The 17,420-nt window shown below is 42.5% G+C and carries 24 protein-coding genes; all 24 read left to right on the forward strand.

Annotated elements, in window-relative coordinates:
• Positions 1 to 25 precede the first annotated feature (25 nt).
• The 24 genes from rpoC to rplF all read left to right on the forward strand — a co-directional run bounded on the left by rpoC (position 26) and on the right by rplF (position 17,405).
• A complete protein-coding gene (gene rpoC / locus bslm_RS00680; protein ID WP_004399688.1) occupies positions 26 to 3,625 on the forward strand; it encodes a DNA-directed RNA polymerase subunit beta' in 3,600 nt (1,199 codons plus the stop codon).
• Positions 3,626 to 3,803: 178 nt separating this feature from the next.
• The gene (locus bslm_RS00685) at positions 3,804 to 4,052 is read left to right on the forward strand and encodes a 50S ribosomal protein L7ae-like protein (RefSeq protein WP_003225778.1); all 249 of its coding nucleotides are present in this window, start codon (positions 3,804 to 3,806) and stop codon (positions 4,050 to 4,052) included.
• A 113-nt stretch (positions 4,053 to 4,165) separates the two neighbouring features.
• Positions 4,166 to 4,582 (forward strand): 30S ribosomal protein S12, encoded by a 417-nt coding sequence (gene rpsL / locus bslm_RS00690; RefSeq protein ID WP_003225781.1) that lies wholly within the window; start codon positions 4,166 to 4,168, stop codon positions 4,580 to 4,582.
• 41 nt (positions 4,583 to 4,623) lie between these two features.
• Positions 4,624 to 5,094 carry a 30S ribosomal protein S7 gene (gene rpsG, locus bslm_RS00695; RefSeq protein WP_003225784.1) on the forward strand — a complete coding sequence of 157 codons (471 nt, stop codon included), beginning with the start codon at positions 4,624 to 4,626 and terminating at the stop codon, positions 5,092 to 5,094.
• 53 nt (positions 5,095 to 5,147) lie between these two features.
• Positions 5,148 to 7,226, forward strand: a complete 2,079-nt coding sequence (gene fusA / locus bslm_RS00700; RefSeq protein WP_003235056.1) for an elongation factor G — start codon at positions 5,148 to 5,150, stop codon at positions 7,224 to 7,226.
• 119 nt (positions 7,227 to 7,345) lie between these two features.
• Positions 7,346 to 8,536: an elongation factor Tu gene (tuf, locus tag bslm_RS00705; protein ID WP_003235058.1), complete on the forward strand. Its 1,191-nt coding sequence runs from the start codon at positions 7,346 to 7,348 to the stop codon at positions 8,534 to 8,536.
• Between the two features lie 99 nt (positions 8,537 to 8,635).
• Positions 8,636 to 9,592 carry an alpha/beta fold hydrolase gene (locus bslm_RS00710; protein ID WP_046380730.1) on the forward strand — a complete coding sequence of 319 codons (957 nt, stop codon included), beginning with the start codon at positions 8,636 to 8,638 and terminating at the stop codon, positions 9,590 to 9,592.
• Positions 9,593 to 9,828: 236 nt separating this feature from the next.
• Entirely contained in the window at positions 9,829 to 10,137 is a 309-nt protein-coding gene (gene rpsJ, locus bslm_RS00715; protein ID WP_003156464.1) for a 30S ribosomal protein S10, read from the forward strand.
• Between the two features lie 39 nt (positions 10,138 to 10,176).
• On the forward strand, positions 10,177 to 10,806 hold the full coding sequence (gene rplC / locus bslm_RS00720; protein WP_004399671.1) for a 50S ribosomal protein L3: 630 nt from the start codon (positions 10,177 to 10,179) through the stop codon (positions 10,804 to 10,806).
• Between the two features lie 27 nt (positions 10,807 to 10,833).
• The gene (gene rplD, locus bslm_RS00725) at positions 10,834 to 11,457 is read left to right on the forward strand and encodes a 50S ribosomal protein L4 (protein WP_004399658.1); all 624 of its coding nucleotides are present in this window, start codon (positions 10,834 to 10,836) and stop codon (positions 11,455 to 11,457) included.
• Entirely contained in the window at positions 11,457 to 11,744 is a 288-nt protein-coding gene (gene rplW / locus bslm_RS00730) for a 50S ribosomal protein L23 (protein ID WP_003156467.1), read from the forward strand. The genes rplD and rplW overlap by 1 nt, the downstream gene beginning before the upstream one ends.
• Before the next feature lie 31 nt (positions 11,745 to 11,775).
• A complete protein-coding gene (rplB, locus tag bslm_RS00735; protein WP_003225795.1) occupies positions 11,776 to 12,609 on the forward strand; it encodes a 50S ribosomal protein L2 in 834 nt (277 codons plus the stop codon).
• A gap of 57 nt (positions 12,610 to 12,666) precedes the next feature.
• Positions 12,667 to 12,945, forward strand: a complete 279-nt coding sequence (gene rpsS / locus bslm_RS00740; protein ID WP_003156472.1) for a 30S ribosomal protein S19 — start codon at positions 12,667 to 12,669, stop codon at positions 12,943 to 12,945.
• Positions 12,946 to 12,961: 16 nt separating this feature from the next.
• Positions 12,962 to 13,303 (forward strand): 50S ribosomal protein L22, encoded by a 342-nt coding sequence (gene rplV / locus bslm_RS00745; protein ID WP_003156475.1) that lies wholly within the window; start codon positions 12,962 to 12,964, stop codon positions 13,301 to 13,303.
• A 3-nt stretch (positions 13,304 to 13,306) separates the two neighbouring features.
• On the forward strand, positions 13,307 to 13,963 hold the full coding sequence (rpsC, locus tag bslm_RS00750; protein ID WP_003242001.1) for a 30S ribosomal protein S3: 657 nt from the start codon (positions 13,307 to 13,309) through the stop codon (positions 13,961 to 13,963).
• 1 nt (position 13,964) lies between these two features.
• Positions 13,965 to 14,399 (forward strand): 50S ribosomal protein L16, encoded by a 435-nt coding sequence (gene rplP / locus bslm_RS00755; RefSeq protein WP_003225801.1) that lies wholly within the window; start codon positions 13,965 to 13,967, stop codon positions 14,397 to 14,399.
• Positions 14,389 to 14,589, forward strand: a complete 201-nt coding sequence (rpmC, locus tag bslm_RS00760; protein WP_003156482.1) for a 50S ribosomal protein L29 — start codon at positions 14,389 to 14,391, stop codon at positions 14,587 to 14,589. Before rplP ends, rpmC begins: the two co-directional genes overlap by 11 nt.
• Before the next feature lie 22 nt (positions 14,590 to 14,611).
• The gene (gene rpsQ / locus bslm_RS00765; RefSeq protein WP_003225804.1) at positions 14,612 to 14,875 is read left to right on the forward strand and encodes a 30S ribosomal protein S17; all 264 of its coding nucleotides are present in this window, start codon (positions 14,612 to 14,614) and stop codon (positions 14,873 to 14,875) included.
• 40 nt (positions 14,876 to 14,915) lie between these two features.
• Positions 14,916 to 15,284 (forward strand): 50S ribosomal protein L14, encoded by a 369-nt coding sequence (gene rplN, locus bslm_RS00770; RefSeq protein WP_003225805.1) that lies wholly within the window; start codon positions 14,916 to 14,918, stop codon positions 15,282 to 15,284.
• Between the two features lie 36 nt (positions 15,285 to 15,320).
• On the forward strand, positions 15,321 to 15,632 hold the full coding sequence (gene rplX / locus bslm_RS00775) for a 50S ribosomal protein L24 (RefSeq protein WP_003156486.1): 312 nt from the start codon (positions 15,321 to 15,323) through the stop codon (positions 15,630 to 15,632).
• Positions 15,633 to 15,658: 26 nt separating this feature from the next.
• Complete coding sequence (gene rplE, locus bslm_RS00780; protein ID WP_003225809.1) at positions 15,659 to 16,198, forward strand: 50S ribosomal protein L5; 540 nt, start codon at positions 15,659 to 15,661, stop codon at positions 16,196 to 16,198.
• 22 nt (positions 16,199 to 16,220) lie between these two features.
• The gene (rpsN, locus tag bslm_RS00785) at positions 16,221 to 16,406 is read left to right on the forward strand and encodes a 30S ribosomal protein S14 (RefSeq protein ID WP_003156488.1); all 186 of its coding nucleotides are present in this window, start codon (positions 16,221 to 16,223) and stop codon (positions 16,404 to 16,406) included.
• Positions 16,407 to 16,437: 31 nt separating this feature from the next.
• A complete protein-coding gene (gene rpsH, locus bslm_RS00790; protein ID WP_003241998.1) occupies positions 16,438 to 16,836 on the forward strand; it encodes a 30S ribosomal protein S8 in 399 nt (132 codons plus the stop codon).
• Between the two features lie 29 nt (positions 16,837 to 16,865).
• Positions 16,866 to 17,405, forward strand: coding sequence for a 50S ribosomal protein L6 (gene rplF / locus bslm_RS00795; protein WP_004399690.1), 540 nt, complete (start codon positions 16,866 to 16,868; stop codon positions 17,403 to 17,405).
• Positions 17,406 to 17,420 lie beyond the last annotated feature (15 nt).

A 17,420-nucleotide genomic window follows, 5' to 3' on the forward strand; every position in this document is an offset into this window, starting at 1 on the left:
GAAGATAAAAAGGGAGGTAGGCCCCTTGCTAGATGTGAACAATTTTGAGTATATGAACATCGGTCTTGCTTCACCAGATAAAATCCGTTCATGGTCTTTTGGTGAAGTGAAAAAGCCTGAAACGATAAACTATCGTACGTTAAAACCTGAAAAGGACGGTCTATTCTGCGAACGCATTTTCGGACCGACTAAGGACTGGGAATGTCATTGCGGGAAGTACAAGCGAGTTCGTTATAAAGGCGTAGTTTGTGACCGCTGCGGAGTCGAAGTAACACGGGCTAAAGTCCGTCGTGAGAGAATGGGGCACATTGAACTGGCTGCCCCAGTTTCCCACATTTGGTATTTCAAAGGTATTCCAAGCCGTATGGGTCTTGTGCTGGATATGTCACCTCGTGCTTTAGAAGAAGTCATTTACTTTGCTTCTTACGTTGTAACTGATCCGGCGAATACACCGCTTGAAAAGAAACAGCTTCTGTCTGAGAAAGAATATCGTGCTTATCTTGATAAATACGGTAATAAATTCCAAGCATCTATGGGTGCTGAAGCAATTCATAAACTTCTTCAAGATATTGATCTTGTAAAAGAAGTTGATATGTTAAAAGAAGAGCTGAAAACTTCACAAGGACAACGCCGTACTCGTGCGATCAAACGTCTTGAAGTTTTAGAAGCCTTCCGTAACTCAGGAAACAAGCCTTCTTGGATGATCCTTGATGTGCTTCCTGTTATTCCTCCGGAGCTTAGACCGATGGTTCAGCTAGATGGCGGTCGTTTTGCGACTTCTGATTTGAATGACCTTTATCGTCGTGTCATCAACCGTAACAATCGTTTGAAACGCCTTTTGGACCTTGGTGCGCCTAGCATCATCGTTCAAAACGAAAAGCGTATGCTTCAAGAGGCTGTCGATGCCCTAATTGACAACGGCCGCCGCGGACGCCCTGTAACAGGTCCTGGTAACAGACCGTTAAAATCTCTTTCTCACATGCTGAAAGGGAAGCAAGGCCGTTTCCGTCAAAACCTTCTTGGTAAACGTGTTGATTACTCCGGACGTTCTGTAATCGTTGTTGGTCCTCATTTGAAAATGTACCAATGCGGATTACCGAAGGAAATGGCGCTTGAACTTTTCAAACCTTTCGTTATGAAAGAACTTGTTGAAAAAGGTCTTGCTCACAACATTAAGAGTGCGAAACGCAAAATTGAGCGCGTACAGCCTGAAGTTTGGGATGTACTAGAATCAGTTATTAAGGAGCATCCGGTACTGCTGAACCGTGCCCCTACACTTCACAGATTAGGTATCCAGGCGTTTGAACCAACGCTTGTTGAAGGACGCGCAATCCGTCTTCACCCGCTCGTATGTACAGCTTACAACGCTGACTTTGACGGTGACCAAATGGCGGTTCACGTACCATTATCTGCTGAAGCACAAGCTGAAGCACGCATCTTGATGCTTGCTGCTCAAAACATCTTGAACCCTAAAGATGGTAAACCGGTTGTAACACCGTCTCAGGATATGGTACTAGGTAACTATTACCTGACACTTGAGCGTGCCGGTGCTGTCGGTGAAGGTATGGTCTTCAAGAATACAGACGAAGCGCTTCTTGCTTATCAAAACGGATATGTTCACCTTCATACGAGAGTAGCTGTTGCAGCTAACTCACTTAAGAATGTGACATTTACCGAAGAACAGCGCTCAAAATTGTTAATTACAACTGTCGGTAAGCTTGTCTTCAATGAAATTCTTCCGGAATCATTCCCTTACATGAATGAACCAACGAAGAGCAACATTGAAGAGAAAACACCTGACCGTTTCTTCTTAGAAAAAGGTGCTGACGTTAAAGCTGTTATCGCACAGCAGCCAATCAATGCGCCGTTTAAAAAAGGCATTCTGGGTAAAATCATCGCGGAAATCTTTAAACGATTCCATATTACGGAAACGTCTAAAATGCTTGACCGCATGAAAAACCTAGGTTTCAAATATTCAACAAAAGCTGGTATTACAGTTGGGGTTTCTGACATCGTCGTACTCGATGATAAACAAGAAATTCTTGAAGAAGCGCAAAGCAAAGTTGACAACGTTATGAAGCAGTTCCGCCGCGGTCTTATCACTGAAGAAGAACGCTATGAGAGAGTCATCTCTATCTGGAGTGCTGCAAAAGACGTTATCCAAGGCAAACTGATGAAATCACTTGATGAACTCAACCCGATCTACATGATGAGTGACTCTGGTGCCCGTGGTAACGCATCTAACTTTACGCAGCTTGCCGGAATGCGCGGCCTGATGGCCAACCCGGCTGGACGTATCATTGAGTTGCCGATCAAATCAAGTTTCCGTGAAGGTCTGACAGTATTGGAGTACTTTATCTCCACACACGGTGCGCGTAAAGGTCTTGCCGATACCGCTCTTAAAACTGCTGACTCAGGTTACCTTACACGCCGTCTCGTTGACGTTGCGCAGGATGTTATCATCCGTGAAACTGATTGCGGAACTGACCGAGGCATTCTTGCTAAGCCTCTTAAAGAAGGAACTGAAACAATTGAGCGCTTAGAAGAACGCTTAATCGGACGTTTTGCAAGAAAACAAGTGAAGCACCCTGAAACAGGTGAAGTGCTTGTGAATGAAAACGAACTGATCGATGAAGATAAAGCACTGGAGATTGTCGAAGCCGGCATTGAAGAAGTGTGGATCCGTTCTGCCTTCACATGTAATACGCCTCATGGTGTATGTAAACGATGCTATGGCCGAAATCTTGCAACTGGCTCCGATGTTGAAGTCGGTGAAGCTGTCGGAATCATTGCTGCCCAATCAATCGGTGAGCCTGGTACACAGTTAACAATGCGTACATTCCATACAGGCGGGGTTGCCGGAGACGATATCACACAGGGTCTTCCGCGTATCCAAGAGCTTTTCGAAGCGCGTAATCCGAAAGGTCAGGCAACAATTACAGAAATCGACGGTACAGTCGTTGAGATCAATGAAGTTCGTGATAAGCAACAGGAAATTGTGGTTCAAGGCGCAGTGGAAACACGTTCTTATACGGCACCTTACAACTCCCGCCTGAAAGTAGCGGAAGGAGATAAAATTACTCGAGGCCAAGTACTGACAGAAGGTTCAATCGATCCGAAAGAACTTCTTAAAGTGACTGACCTGACAACTGTTCAAGAGTATCTTCTCCATGAGGTTCAAAAGGTTTACCGTATGCAGGGTGTTGAAATCGGTGATAAACACGTAGAAGTAATGGTTCGCCAGATGCTTCGCAAAGTACGCGTGATTGATGCCGGTGACACTGATGTGCTTCCAGGTACATTGCTTGATATTCACCAATTTACTGAAGCGAACAAAAAGGTATTGCTTGAAGGCAATCGACCTGCTACAGGCCGTCCTGTCTTACTCGGTATTACAAAAGCATCTCTTGAAACTGATTCATTCTTATCTGCTGCTTCCTTCCAGGAAACAACACGTGTCCTTACAGATGCAGCGATCAAAGGTAAGCGTGACGAGCTTCTCGGCTTGAAAGAGAATGTTATCATCGGTAAACTTGTTCCAGCTGGTACAGGAATGATGAAATACCGTAAAGTAAAACCAGTATCAAATGTTCAGCCGACTGACGATATGGTCCCGGTTGAATAACTGATTTAATGCTGCTGAAAGACTGCAAAAACAGTCTTTCAGCAGATATATTTATGAAAAAGTCACTCTATGAGAAGAACGAATCTAAAAAATGTCATACCTTGTTGACATTCGTCTCCTAGAATGATAATATAACCAAGGTGCTCGAAATAAACCTGTTACTTTGGAGGATATGTTTATGTCTTATGATAAAGTATCACAGGCCAAATCAATTATTATTGGTACGAAGCAAACAGTGAAAGCTCTAAAGCGAGGTTCAGTAAAGGAAGTAGTCGTTGCAAAAGACGCAGATCCGATACTCACGTCAAGTGTTGTTTCACTTGCTGAAGATCAAGGTATCTCTGTCTCAATGGTTGAATCCATGAAAAAGCTCGGCAAAGCCTGCGGAATTGAGGTAGGAGCAGCCGCTGTTGCCATTATTTTATAACGTACTTTTGTTTTTGCGTAAGATTCCATCTTGTGTAAAGACATTGTTTTTTGCCTTTTGATGAACCACCTGGGTATGTGGGTTATAAAACGTAATGAAGGGAGGAAAAATTCATGCCTACAATTAATCAGCTAATTCGCAAAGGACGCGTGAGTAAAGTAGAAAACTCAAAGTCTCCTGCACTTAACAAAGGATACAACAGCTTTAAGAAAGAGCACACTAACGTATCTTCTCCACAAAAACGCGGGGTATGTACTCGTGTTGGTACAATGACACCGAAAAAACCGAACTCAGCACTTCGTAAATATGCTCGTGTTCGTTTGACTAACGGAATCGAGGTTACTGCTTACATTCCTGGTATCGGTCACAACCTGCAAGAGCACAGTGTTGTACTTATCCGCGGCGGACGTGTAAAAGACTTACCAGGGGTACGTTACCACATCGTTCGTGGTGCGCTTGATACTGCTGGAGTTGAAAACCGTGCACAAGGCCGTTCTAAATACGGTACGAAAAAACCTAAAGCAAAATAATATACGAAAATACGCATAATTGATGAAGGGAGGATATTCAGATGCCACGTAAAGGTCCTGTAGCAAAAAGAGATGTTTTACCTGATCCGATTTACAACTCTAAGCTTGTATCTCGTTTAATCAACAAAATGATGATCGATGGTAAAAAAGGTAAGTCTCAAACAATCCTATACAAGTCATTCGATATCATTAAAGAACGTACTGGCAATGATGCAATGGAGGTTTTCGAACAAGCATTGAAAAACATCATGCCTGTACTTGAAGTAAAAGCACGCCGTGTAGGTGGTGCGAACTACCAAGTTCCTGTAGAAGTTCGTCCTGAACGTCGTACGACTCTTGGACTTCGCTGGTTAGTTAACTACGCTCGTCTTCGCGGAGAAAAAACGATGGAAGAGCGTTTAGCTAACGAAATCCTTGACGCAGCTAACAACACTGGTGCTGCTGTTAAGAAACGTGAAGACACTCATAAGATGGCTGAAGCAAACAAAGCATTTGCTCACTATCGCTGGTAGGATTTATAGATTAACAAAACACAATTTCCTAATAAGGAAGGAGAAATTACCCAATGGCAAGAGAGTTCTCCTTAGAAAAAACTCGTAATATCGGTATCATGGCTCACATCGATGCCGGTAAAACGACTACTACAGAACGTATCTTGTTCTATACTGGTCGTATCCACAAAATTGGTGAAACTCATGAAGGAGCTTCACAAATGGACTGGATGGAGCAGGAACAAGAACGTGGTATCACAATCACTTCCGCTGCGACAACTGCACAGTGGAAAGGATACCGCGTAAACATCATCGATACTCCAGGACACGTAGACTTCACAGTTGAAGTTGAACGTTCTCTTCGTGTACTTGATGGTGCTGTTGCTGTACTTGACGCGCAATCAGGCGTTGAGCCTCAAACAGAAACTGTTTGGCGTCAGGCAACAACTTATGGAGTACCGCGTATCGTTTTTGTTAACAAAATGGACAAAATCGGTGCAGACTTCCTTTACTCTGTAGGAACTTTAAGAGACCGTCTTCAAGCAAACGCTCATGCAATTCAATTGCCGATCGGTGCTGAAGATAACTTCGAAGGTATCATCGACCTTGTAGAAAACGTTGCGTATTTCTACGAAGATGACCTCGGAACTCGTTCTGATGCAAAAGAAATCCCTGAAGAGTACAAAGAGCAAGCTGAAGAGCTTCGCAACAGCCTTATTGAAGCTGTATGTGAGCTTGATGAAGAGCTTATGGATAAGTACCTTGAGGGTGAAGAAATCACAATTGACGAGTTAAAAGCAGGAATTCGTAAAGGTACATTAAATGTTGAATTCTACCCTGTTCTTGTTGGTTCTGCCTTCAAAAACAAAGGTGTTCAACTAGTACTTGATGCTGTTCTTGACTACCTTCCTGCACCAACTGACGTTGCTGCAATCAAAGGTACACGTCCTGATACAAATGAAGAGATTGAGCGCCATTCTTCTGACGAAGAGCCATTCTCTGCATTAGCATTTAAAGTTATGACTGACCCTTACGTTGGTAAGTTGACGTTCTTCCGTGTGTACTCTGGAACACTTGATTCTGGTTCATACGTGAAAAACTCTACTAAAGGCAAACGTGAGCGTGTTGGACGTATTCTTCAAATGCACGCTAACAGCCGTGAAGAAATCTCTACTGTATACGCAGGGGATATCGCAGCTGCTGTAGGTCTAAAAGATACAACTACTGGAGATACTCTATGTGATGAGAAGGATCTTGTTATCCTTGAGTCAATGGAATTCCCAGAACCAGTTATCGACGTTGCTATTGAGCCTAAATCAAAAGCTGACCAAGATAAAATGGGTATCGCTTTAGCGAAACTTGCTGAAGAAGATCCTACATTCCGTACTCAAACAAACCCAGAAACTGGCCAAACGATCATCTCTGGTATGGGTGAACTTCACCTTGATATCATTGTTGACCGTATGAAACGCGAATTTAAAGTAGAAGCCAATGTTGGTGCTCCTCAAGTTGCGTACCGTGAAACATTCCGTACCGGTGCAAAAGTTGAAGGTAAATTCGTACGTCAGTCTGGTGGACGCGGTCAGTTCGGACACGTTTGGATCGAATTCGAACCAAACGAAGAAGGCGCTGGCTTTGAATTTGAAAATGCGATTGTCGGTGGGGTCGTTCCTCGTGAATACATCCCAGCTGTTCAAGCAGGTCTGGAAGATGCACTCGAAAATGGTGTACTAGCAGGCTTCCCGCTTATCGACATTAAAGCTAAACTTTTCGACGGTTCTTACCATGATGTTGACTCAAACGAAATGGCATTTAAAGTCGCTGCTTCTATGGCATTGAAAAATGCAGTCAGCAAATGTAACCCAGTTCTTCTTGAACCAATCATGAAAGTGGAAGTGGTTATTCCAGAAGAATATATGGGAGATATCATGGGTGATATCACTTCACGTCGCGGACGCGTAGAAGGTATGGAAGCACGCGGTAACGCTCAAGTTGTTCGCGCTATGGTTCCTCTTGCTGAAATGTTCGGTTACGCTACTGCACTTCGTTCTAATACGCAAGGTCGCGGTACGTTCACTATGCACATGGATCACTACGAAGAAGTGCCGAAGAGCGTCGCAGAAGAAATTATCAAAAAAAATAAAGGCGAATAATTGATTTTGCCGCTTAACTCAAGTATAACTACTATTGTAAGATGAGGAAGTGAAAGCTTTCTTTCACTTCCTATCACTCTATACATTACTAATTAAAAGCTCTTAAGGAGGATTTTAGAATGGCTAAAGAAAAATTCGACCGTTCCAAATCACATGCCAATATTGGTACAATTGGACACGTTGACCATGGTAAAACAACTTTAACTGCTGCTATCACAACAGTACTTCATAAGAAATCTGGTAAAGGTACAGCTATGGCGTACGATCAAATTGATGGTGCTCCAGAAGAACGCGAGCGCGGTATCACAATCTCTACTGCACACGTTGAGTACGAAACTGAAACTCGTCACTATGCACACGTTGACTGCCCAGGACACGCTGACTATGTTAAAAACATGATCACTGGTGCTGCGCAAATGGACGGAGCTATCCTTGTAGTATCTGCTGCTGATGGCCCAATGCCACAAACTCGTGAGCACATCCTTCTTTCTAAAAACGTTGGTGTACCATACATCGTTGTATTCTTAAACAAATGCGACATGGTAGACGACGAAGAGCTTCTTGAACTAGTTGAAATGGAAGTTCGCGATCTTCTTAGCGAATACGACTTCCCTGGTGATGATGTACCAGTTGTTAAAGGTTCTGCTCTTAAAGCTCTTGAAGGAGACGCTGAGTGGGAAGCTAAAATCTTCGAACTTATGGATGCGGTTGATGAGTACATCCCAACTCCAGAACGCGACACTGAAAAACCATTCATGATGCCAGTTGAGGACGTATTCTCAATCACTGGTCGTGGTACAGTTGCTACTGGCCGTGTAGAACGCGGACAAGTTAAAGTCGGTGACGAAGTTGAAATCATCGGTCTTCAAGAAGAGAACAAGAAAACAACTGTTACAGGTGTTGAAATGTTCCGTAAGCTTCTTGATTACGCTGAAGCTGGTGACAACATTGGTGCCCTTCTTCGCGGTGTATCTCGTGAAGAAATCCAACGTGGTCAAGTACTTGCTAAACCAGGTACAATCACTCCACACAGCAAATTCAAAGCTGAAGTTTACGTTCTTTCTAAAGAAGAGGGTGGACGTCATACTCCATTCTTCTCTAACTACCGTCCTCAGTTCTACTTCCGTACAACTGACGTAACTGGTATCATCCATCTTCCAGAAGGCGTAGAAATGGTTATGCCTGGAGATAACACTGAAATGAACGTTGAACTTATTTCTACAATCGCTATCGAAGAAGGAACTCGTTTCTCTATTCGTGAAGGCGGACGTACTGTTGGTTCAGGCGTTGTTTCTACAATCACTGAGTAATAGTATGATTTTAAACGAGACCCCTGCGGGTCTCGTTTTTTTGTTTGCTTATCTTTTTCTTGTATAATAGGATCTATCATATTCGAGGGGTTAATATTTATGATTCCTGAAAAGAAATCAATCGCAATCATGAAAGAACTAAGCATTGGAAATACAAAGCAAATGCTGATGATTAATGGAGTTGACGTGAAAAATCCATTGCTGCTTTTTTTACATGGCGGGCCGGGAACGCCGCAAATCGGATATGTTAGACATTATCAAAAAGAGCTGGAACAGTATTTTACAGTAGTTCATTGGGATCAGAGAGGATCGGGGCTTTCTTATTCTAAGCGAATTTCGCATCACTCTATGACAATAGATCACTTCATTAAAGATACAATCCAAGTCACTCAATGGCTTTTAGCTCATTTTTCAAAATCAAAACTTTACCTAGTCGGTCATTCTTGGGGGTCAATACTGGCGCTTCATGTGCTGCAGCAGTGTCCTGATTTATTTTACGCGTATTATGGAATCAGCCAGGTTGTTAACCCTCACGATGAAGAATCAACTGCTTATCAACATATTCGTGAAATTTCTGAATCAAAAAAAGCCAGCTTATTATCTTTCCTCACACGTTTCATTGGTGCTCCGCCTTGGAAGCAGGATATCCAGCACCTTATCTATCGGTTTTGTGTCGAGTTAAGCAGGGGAGGCTTCACTCGCCGTCATCGTCAATATCTAGCTGTATTATTTCAAATGCTTACTGGCAATGAGTATGGAGTGCGGAACATGCACAGCTTCCTCAATGGATTGCGCTTCAGTAAAAAACATTTAACTGGTGACTTGTACCGGTTTAATGCTTTTACATCAGTTCCTTCTATTAAAGTACCGTGTGTTTTCATTTCAGGGAAACATGACTTAATTGTTCCTGCTGAAATATCGAAACAGTATTATCAAGAGCTTGAGGCACCCGAAAAGCGCTGGTTTCAATTTGAGAACTCAGCTCACACCCCGCATATTGAGGAGCCATCATTATTCGCGAACACATTAAGTCGACATGCACGACACCATTTATGATAGATCCTTGATAAATAAGAAAAACCCCTGTATAATAAAAAAAGTGTGCAAACCATGCATATTTTAAATAAGTCTTGCAACATGCGCCTATTTTCTGTATAATGGTGTATGTTGGTCTTTGACTGCGATGAAGTGAGAGGTTGCTGACACACCCGGCCGCTTTGCCATGGCAAGGTGTTCAGGTTTTTCTCACGGAGAACTGTCTAACGTGATGTAGGCGAAAAGGAGGGAAAATAATGGCAAAACAAAAAATTCGTATTCGTTTGAAAGCATATGATCATAGAATCCTTGATCAATCTGCAGAGAAGATTGTTGAAACGGCAAAACGTTCTGGTGCCAGCGTATCTGGTCCGATTCCGTTGCCAACTGAAAAATCAGTTTACACAATCCTTCGTGCGGTGCACAAATACAAAGATTCTCGTGAGCAATTTGAAATGCGTACACATAAACGTTTAATCGACATTGTGAACCCAACACCACAAACTGTTGATGCTCTTATGCGATTAGACTTACCATCTGGTGTCGATATCGAAATTAAACTTTAATTCTAAAATATAGAATGATCTTAATAGGAGGTGTGACGAATGACCAAAGGAATCTTAGGAAGAAAAATTGGTATGACGCAAGTATTCGCTGAGAATGGTGATCTTATTCCGGTAACTGTTATCGAGGCTGCTCCAAACGTTGTTCTTCAAAAGAAAACAGCTGAAAACGACGGTTACGAAGCAATCCAGCTTGGTTTTGACGACAAGCGTGAAAAGCTTTCTAACAAACCTGAAAAAGGGCACGTTGCAAAAGCGGAAACTGCTCCTAAGCGCTTCGTTAAAGAATTACGCGGAGTGGAAATGGATGCGTATGAAGTTGGTCAGGAAGTCAAGGTTGAAATTTTCTCTGCTGGAGAAATCGTAGATGTAACAGGAGTATCTAAAGGTAAAGGTTTCCAAGGTGCGATCAAGCGCCACGGACAATCTCGCGGACCTATGTCTCACGGTTCACGCTACCACCGTCGTCCTGGTTCAATGGGACCTGTAGATCCTAACCGTGTATTCAAAGGTAAATTATTACCTGGACGTATGGGCGGAGAGCAAATCACTGTTCAAAACCTTGAAATCGTAAAAGTTGATGCAGAACGCAATCTTCTTTTGATCAAAGGTAACGTACCTGGTGCGAAGAAATCTTTAATCACTGTTAAAAGTGCTGTTAAATCTAAATAATTCTCTTAGGAAAGGAGGAAATTGATTATGCCAAAAGTAGCATTATACAACCAAAACGGTTCTACTGCTGGTGACATCGAATTAAACGCTTCTGTATTTGGTATCGAACCAAATGAGAGTGTTGTATTCGACGCTATTCTTATGCAAAGAGCTTCCTTACGTCAAGGAACTCACAAAGTAAAAAATCGTTCTGAAGTACGCGGCGGAGGTCGTAAACCATGGCGTCAAAAAGGTACTGGACGTGCCCGTCAAGGTTCAATCCGTTCACCGCAATGGCGCGGAGGTGGTGTCGTATTCGGCCCAACACCACGCAGCTATTCTTATAAATTACCTAAAAAAGTTCGCCGCTTGGCAATCAAATCAGTATTGTCTTCTAAAGTGATCGACAACAACATCATCGTTCTTGAAGATCTTACTCTTGATACGGCTAAAACAAAAGAAATGGCAGCTATCCTTAAAGGATTATCTGTTGAGAAAAAAGCTTTAATCGTAACTGCGGATGCAAACGAAGCAGTAGCATTATCTGCTCGTAACATTCCTGGAGTTACTGTTGTTGAAGCTAACGGAATCAACGTTTTAGACGTTGTCAACCACGAGAAGCTTCTGATTACAAAAGCAGCGGTTGAAAAAGTAGAGGAGGTGCTTGCATAATGAAAGATCCTCGTGATGTTCTAAAGCGCCCCGTCATTACTGAACGTTCTGCCGATTTAATGACTGAAAAAAAATATACTTTTGAAGTTGATGTAAGAGCTAACAAAACAGAAGTGAAAGACGCGGTTGAAAGCATCTTTGGAGTGAAAGTTGACAAAGTCAACATCATGAACTACAAAGGCAAATCAAAACGTGTTGGACGCTACACTGGTATGACTAGCCGTCGCAGAAAAGCGATCGTAAAACTTACTGCAGACAGCAAAGAAATCGAAATTTTTGAAGCTTAATTATCTGTAAAAAGAAGGAGGGAAATTCAAAATGGCGATTAAAAAGTATAAACCGACCTCTAATGGACGTCGTGGCATGACAACTTCAGATTTTGCCGAAATCACGACTGACAAGCCGGAAAAATCCTTGCTTGCTCCCCTTCACAAAAAAGGCGGACGTAACAACCAAGGTAAATTGACTGTACGTCACCAAGGTGGCGGACATAAACGCCAATACCGTGTTATCGACTTCAAACGCGATAAAGATGGTATACCTGGACGCGTTGCTACAGTTGAATACGATCCAAACCGTTCAGCTAACATCGCTCTAATCAACTATGCAGACGGAGAAAAACGTTACATTCTTGCTCCTAAAGGAATTCAAGTAGGTACTGAAATCATGTCAGGTCCTGAAGCTGACATTAAAGTAGGTAATGCACTTCCACTTATCAACATCCCTGTTGGTACAGTTGTGCATAACATTGAATTAAAACCTGGTAAAGGCGGACAGCTTGTACGTTCAGCTGGTACATCTGCTCAGGTTCTTGGTAAAGAAGGTAAATACGTTCTTGTACGTCTTAACTCTGGTGAAGTTCGCATGATCCTTTCTGCTTGCCGTGCTTCTATCGGTCAAGTAGGTAACGAACAGCACGAACTTATCAACATTGGTAAAGCTGGACGTTCTCGCTGGAAAGGCATCCGTCCTACAGTTCGTGGTTCTGTAATGAACCCTAACGATCACCCACACGGTGGTGGTGAAGGACGTGCGCCAATCGGACGTAAATCACCAATGTCTCCATGGGGCAAACCAACTCTTGGATTCAAGACTCGTAAGAAAAAGAACAAATCCGATAAATTTATCGTACGTCGTCGTAAAAATAAATAACGGGGTTGTCTACGGTTCTTTTCGGACCGTAGTGCAATCACGAAGGGAGGTTCCAAAATGGCTCGCAGCTTAAAAAAAGGACCATTTGTCGATGGACACTTGATGACTAAAATCGAGAAATTAAATGAAACAGACAAGAAACAAGTCGTAAAAACTTGGTCTCGTCGTTCTACTATTTTCCCACAGTTTATTGGTCACACAATCGCAGTCTATGACGGACGTAAACACGTGCCTGTATTCATCTCTGAAGATATGGTAGGGCACAAGTTGGGTGAATTCGCTCCAACTCGTACGTACAAAGGTCATGCTAGTGATGACAAAAAAACAAGACGCTAAGAGAGGAGGCTTTTAAATGCAAGCTAAAGCTGTTGCAAGAACAGTCCGTATTGCTCCTCGTAAAGCACGTCTAGTAATGGACCTGATTCGAGGCAAGCAAGTAGGTGAGGCAGTATCAATCTTGAACCTTACACCAAGAGCTGCTTCTCCAATTATCGAGAAAGTATTAAAATCCGCTATTGCAAATGCTGAGCATAACTATGAAATGGACGCTAACAACCTGGTTATTTCTCAAGCATTCGTTGACGAAGGCCCTACGTTAAAAAGATTCCGCCCACGTGCTATGGGACGTGCGAGCCAAATCAACAAACGTACGAGCCACATTACAATCGTTGTATCAGAAAAGAAGGAGGGATAAGTAGTGGGTCAAAAGGTAAATCCAGTCGGTCTTCGTATCGGAGTCATTCGTGATTGGGAATCTAAGTGGTACGCTGGTAAAGATTACGCTGACTTCCTGCACGAAGATTTAAAAATTCGTGAATACATTAGCAAACGCCTTTCTGACGCTTCTGTTTCTAAAGTAGAAATCGAGCGTGCAGCAAACCGCGTTAACATTACGATCCACACAGCTAAGCCTGGTATGGTTATCGGTAAAGGCGGTTCTGAAGTCGAAGCACTTCGCAAAGCCCTTAACAGCCTTACTGGCAAGCGTGTACACATTAACATTCTTGAAATCAAAAGAGCAGATCTTGATGCACAGCTAGTTGCTGACAACATCGCTCGTCAATTAGAAAACCGTGTTTCTTTCCGCCGTGCGCAGAAACAACAAATCCAACGTACTATGCGTGCTGGAGCACAAGGTGTGAAAACAATGGTTTCTGGTCGTCTTGGCGGTGCAGATATCGCTCGTTCTGAATACTACAGTGAAGGAACTGTTCCATTGCACACATTACGTGCGGACATTGACTATGCAACATCTGAAGCTGATACTACTTACGGTAAGCTCGGTGTAAAAGTCTGGATCTATCGTGGAGAGGTTCTTCCTACTAAGAAGAAAACTGAGGAAGGAGGAAAATAATATGTTATTACCAAAACGCGTTAAATATCGCAGAGAGCATCGCGGAAAAATGCGTGGCCGTGCGAAAGGCGGTACTGAAGTACATTTCGGAGAATTCGGTATCCAAGCTCTTGAAGCTTCTTGGATTACTAACCGTCAAATCGAAGCTGCACGTATTGCGATGACTCGTTACATGAAACGTGGCGGTAAAGTTTGGATCAAAATTTTCCCTTCTAAACCTTACACTGCTAAACCACTTGAGGTACGTATGGGATCCGGTAAAGGGGCTCCAGAAGGTTGGGTAGCTGTTGTAAAACCGGGCAAAGTTTTATTTGAAATTTCTGGTGTGTCTGAAGAGGTTGCTCGTGAAGCGCTTCGCCTTGCATCTCACAAATTGCCAATTAAAACGAAGTTCGTAAAACGTGAAGAAATTGGTGGTGAATCAAATGAAAGCTAATGAAATTCGTGACCTTACCACTGCTGAAATTGAACAAAAAGTAAAGTCTCTTAAAGAAGAACTTTTCAATCTTCGCTTTCAATTAGCGACAGGACAACTTGAAAATACTGCTCGCATTCGTGAAGTGCGCAAAGCTATCGCGCGCATGAAAACTGTGATTCGTGAAAGAGAAATTGCTGCTAATAAATAATCACTGAGGGGAGGTCGTGAGCATGAGCGAACGTAACCAACGCAAAGTTTACCAAGGCCGTGTTGTTTCTGACAAAATGGATAAAACCATTACTGTTGTTGTTGAGACATACAAAAAACATACACTTTACGGTAAACGCGTAAAATACTCAAAAAAATTCAAAGCACATGATGAAAATAATCAAGCTAAAATCGGTGACATCGTTAAGATCATGGAAACTCGTCCATTGTCTGCAACTAAGCGTTTCCGTCTAGTTGAAGTTGTCGAAGAAGCTGTTATTATCTAATAAAGTTCGGAATTCTTTTTCCGAAGGGAGGTAACAAATAATGATTCAACAAGAGACTCGTTTAAAAGTAGCTGACAACTCTGGCGCACGTGAAGTACTTACTATTAAAGTTCTTGGTGGTTCTGGACGTAAAACAGCTAACATTGGTGATGTAATTGTTTGCACTGTTAAACAAGCAACACCAGGAGGCGTTGTCAAAAAAGGTGAAGTCGTAAAAGCTGTTATCGTTCGCACTAAAAGCGGAGCGCGCAGAAGTGACGGTTCATACATCAGCTTCGATGAGAATGCATGTGTTATCATCCGTGACGACAAGAGCCCACGCGGAACTCGTATCTTCGGACCAGTTGCTCGTGAATTGCGTGAAAACAACTTTATGAAAATTGTTTCTCTAGCTCCAGAAGTTATCTAATGAAATAAATGCCTTACTCAAGGAGGTGCGATCAGGATGCATGTAAAAAAAGGCGATAAAGTTATGGTTATCTCTGGTAAAGATAAAGGCAAACAAGGAACAATCCTTGCTGCTTTCCCTAAAAAGGACCGCGTTTTAGTTGAAGGTGTTAACATGGTAAAGAAACACTCTAAACCAACTCAAGCTAACCCTCAAGGCGGTATTTCTAATCAAGAGGCGCCAATTCATGTATCAAACGTTATGCCGCTCGATCCTAAAACAGGTGAAGTGACTCGCGTAGGATACAAAGTGGAAGATGGCAAAAAAGTTCGTGTAGCAAAAAAATCTGGGCAAGTTCTAGATAAATAGTATTAAAAGGAAGGGAGGTCTATCTCATGAACCGCCTTAAAGAAAAGTACAATAAAGAAATTGCACCTGCTTTAATGACTAAGTTCAACTATGATTCAGTCATGCAAGTGCCTAAAATCGAAAAAATCGTAATCAACATGGGTGTTGGTGACGCTGTTCAAAACGCCAAAGCAATCGACAGTGCTGTTGAAGAATTAACGTTTATCGCAGGTCAAAAACCTGTCGTTACTCGTGCGAAGAAATCAATTGCTGGATTCCGTCTTCGTGAGGGAATGCCTATCGGTGCGAAAGTAACTCTTCGCGGAGAGCGCATGTATGATTTCCTTGATAAACTTATTTCTGTATCTTTACCGCGTGTACGTGACTTCCGCGGGGTTTCTAAAAAATCTTTCGACGGTCGCGGTAACTACACACTTGGTATCAAAGAACAGTTAATCTTCCCTGAAATTGACTACGATAAAGTAACAAAGGTTCGCGGAATGGACATCGTTATCGTAACAACAGCTAATACTGACGAAGAAGCTCGTGAGCTATTAACTCAAGTAGGTATGCCGTTCCAGAAATAATCAATGAAAGGGAGGCGAAATCGTGGCTAAAAAGTCTATGATTGCGAAACAACAACGTACACCAAAGTTTAAAGTACAAGAGTACACACGCTGTGAACGCTGCGGACGTCCGCATTCAGTCATTCGTAAATTTAAACTTTGCCGTATTTGTTTCCGTGAGCTTGCATATAAAGGACAAATTCCTGGCGTGAAAAAAGCCAGCTGGTAATCCCCAAGAAAGGGAAGGAGGTAATTATATAATGGTTATGACAGATCCAATTGCAGATATGCTAACTCGTATTCGCAATGCAAACATGGTACGTCATGAGAAGCTTGAAATTCCTGCTTCTAAATTGAAAAGAGAAATTGCTGAAATTTTAAAGCGTGAAGGTTTCATTCGTGACGTTGAGTTCGTAGAAGACAGCAAACAAGGTATCATCCGCGTTTTCTTGAAATACGGACAAAACAACGAGCGCGTTATCACTGGTCTTAAAAGAATCAGCAAGCCTGGTTTGCGTGTTTATGCTAAATCTAATGAAGTACCCCGCGTACTTAACGGTCTTGGAATCGCGATTATTTCTACATCACAAGGTGTTTTAACGGACAAAGAAGCCCGTGCAAAACAAGCTGGTGGAGAAGTTCTAGCATACGTTTGGTAAGAAGTTTAACATGAATGGAGGTGTTTGGTATGTCTCGTGTAGGTAAGAAGCTACTTGAGATTCCTTCTGATGTTACAGTAACGTTAAATGATAACAACACTGTAGCTGTGAAAGGACCAAAAGGAGAATTAACTCGTACGTTTCACCCTGATATGGAGATTAAAGTAGAGGACAATGTGCTTACAGTCGCTCGTCCTTCTGATCAAAAAGAGCACCGTGCCCTGCATGGTACGACTCGCAGTCTGCTTGGCAACATGGTTGAAGGTGTATCTAAAGGATTTGAAAGAGGTTTGGAATTAGTCGGTGTCGGTTACCGTGCTTCTAAATCCGGAAATAAACTTGTTTTAAACGTTGGATACTCTCATCCTGTTGAGATCGTTCCTGAAGAAGGCATCGAAATCGAAGTTCCTTCTCAAACAAAAGTAGTTGTAAAAGGTACAGACAAAGAACGCGTAGGAGCTATTGCTGCTAACATCCGCGCTGTACGTTCTCCAGAGCCTTACAAAGGTAAAGGAATCCGCTACGAAGGTGAAGTTGTTCGCCGTAAAGAAGGTAAATCTGCTAAGTAAGATCGCTTAAAGTGA

The sequence above is a fragment of the Bacillus sp. LM 4-2 genome (assembly GCF_000978495.1).
GTDB classification, from domain to species: Bacteria; Bacillota; Bacilli; order Bacillales; family Bacillaceae; genus Bacillus; species Bacillus subtilis.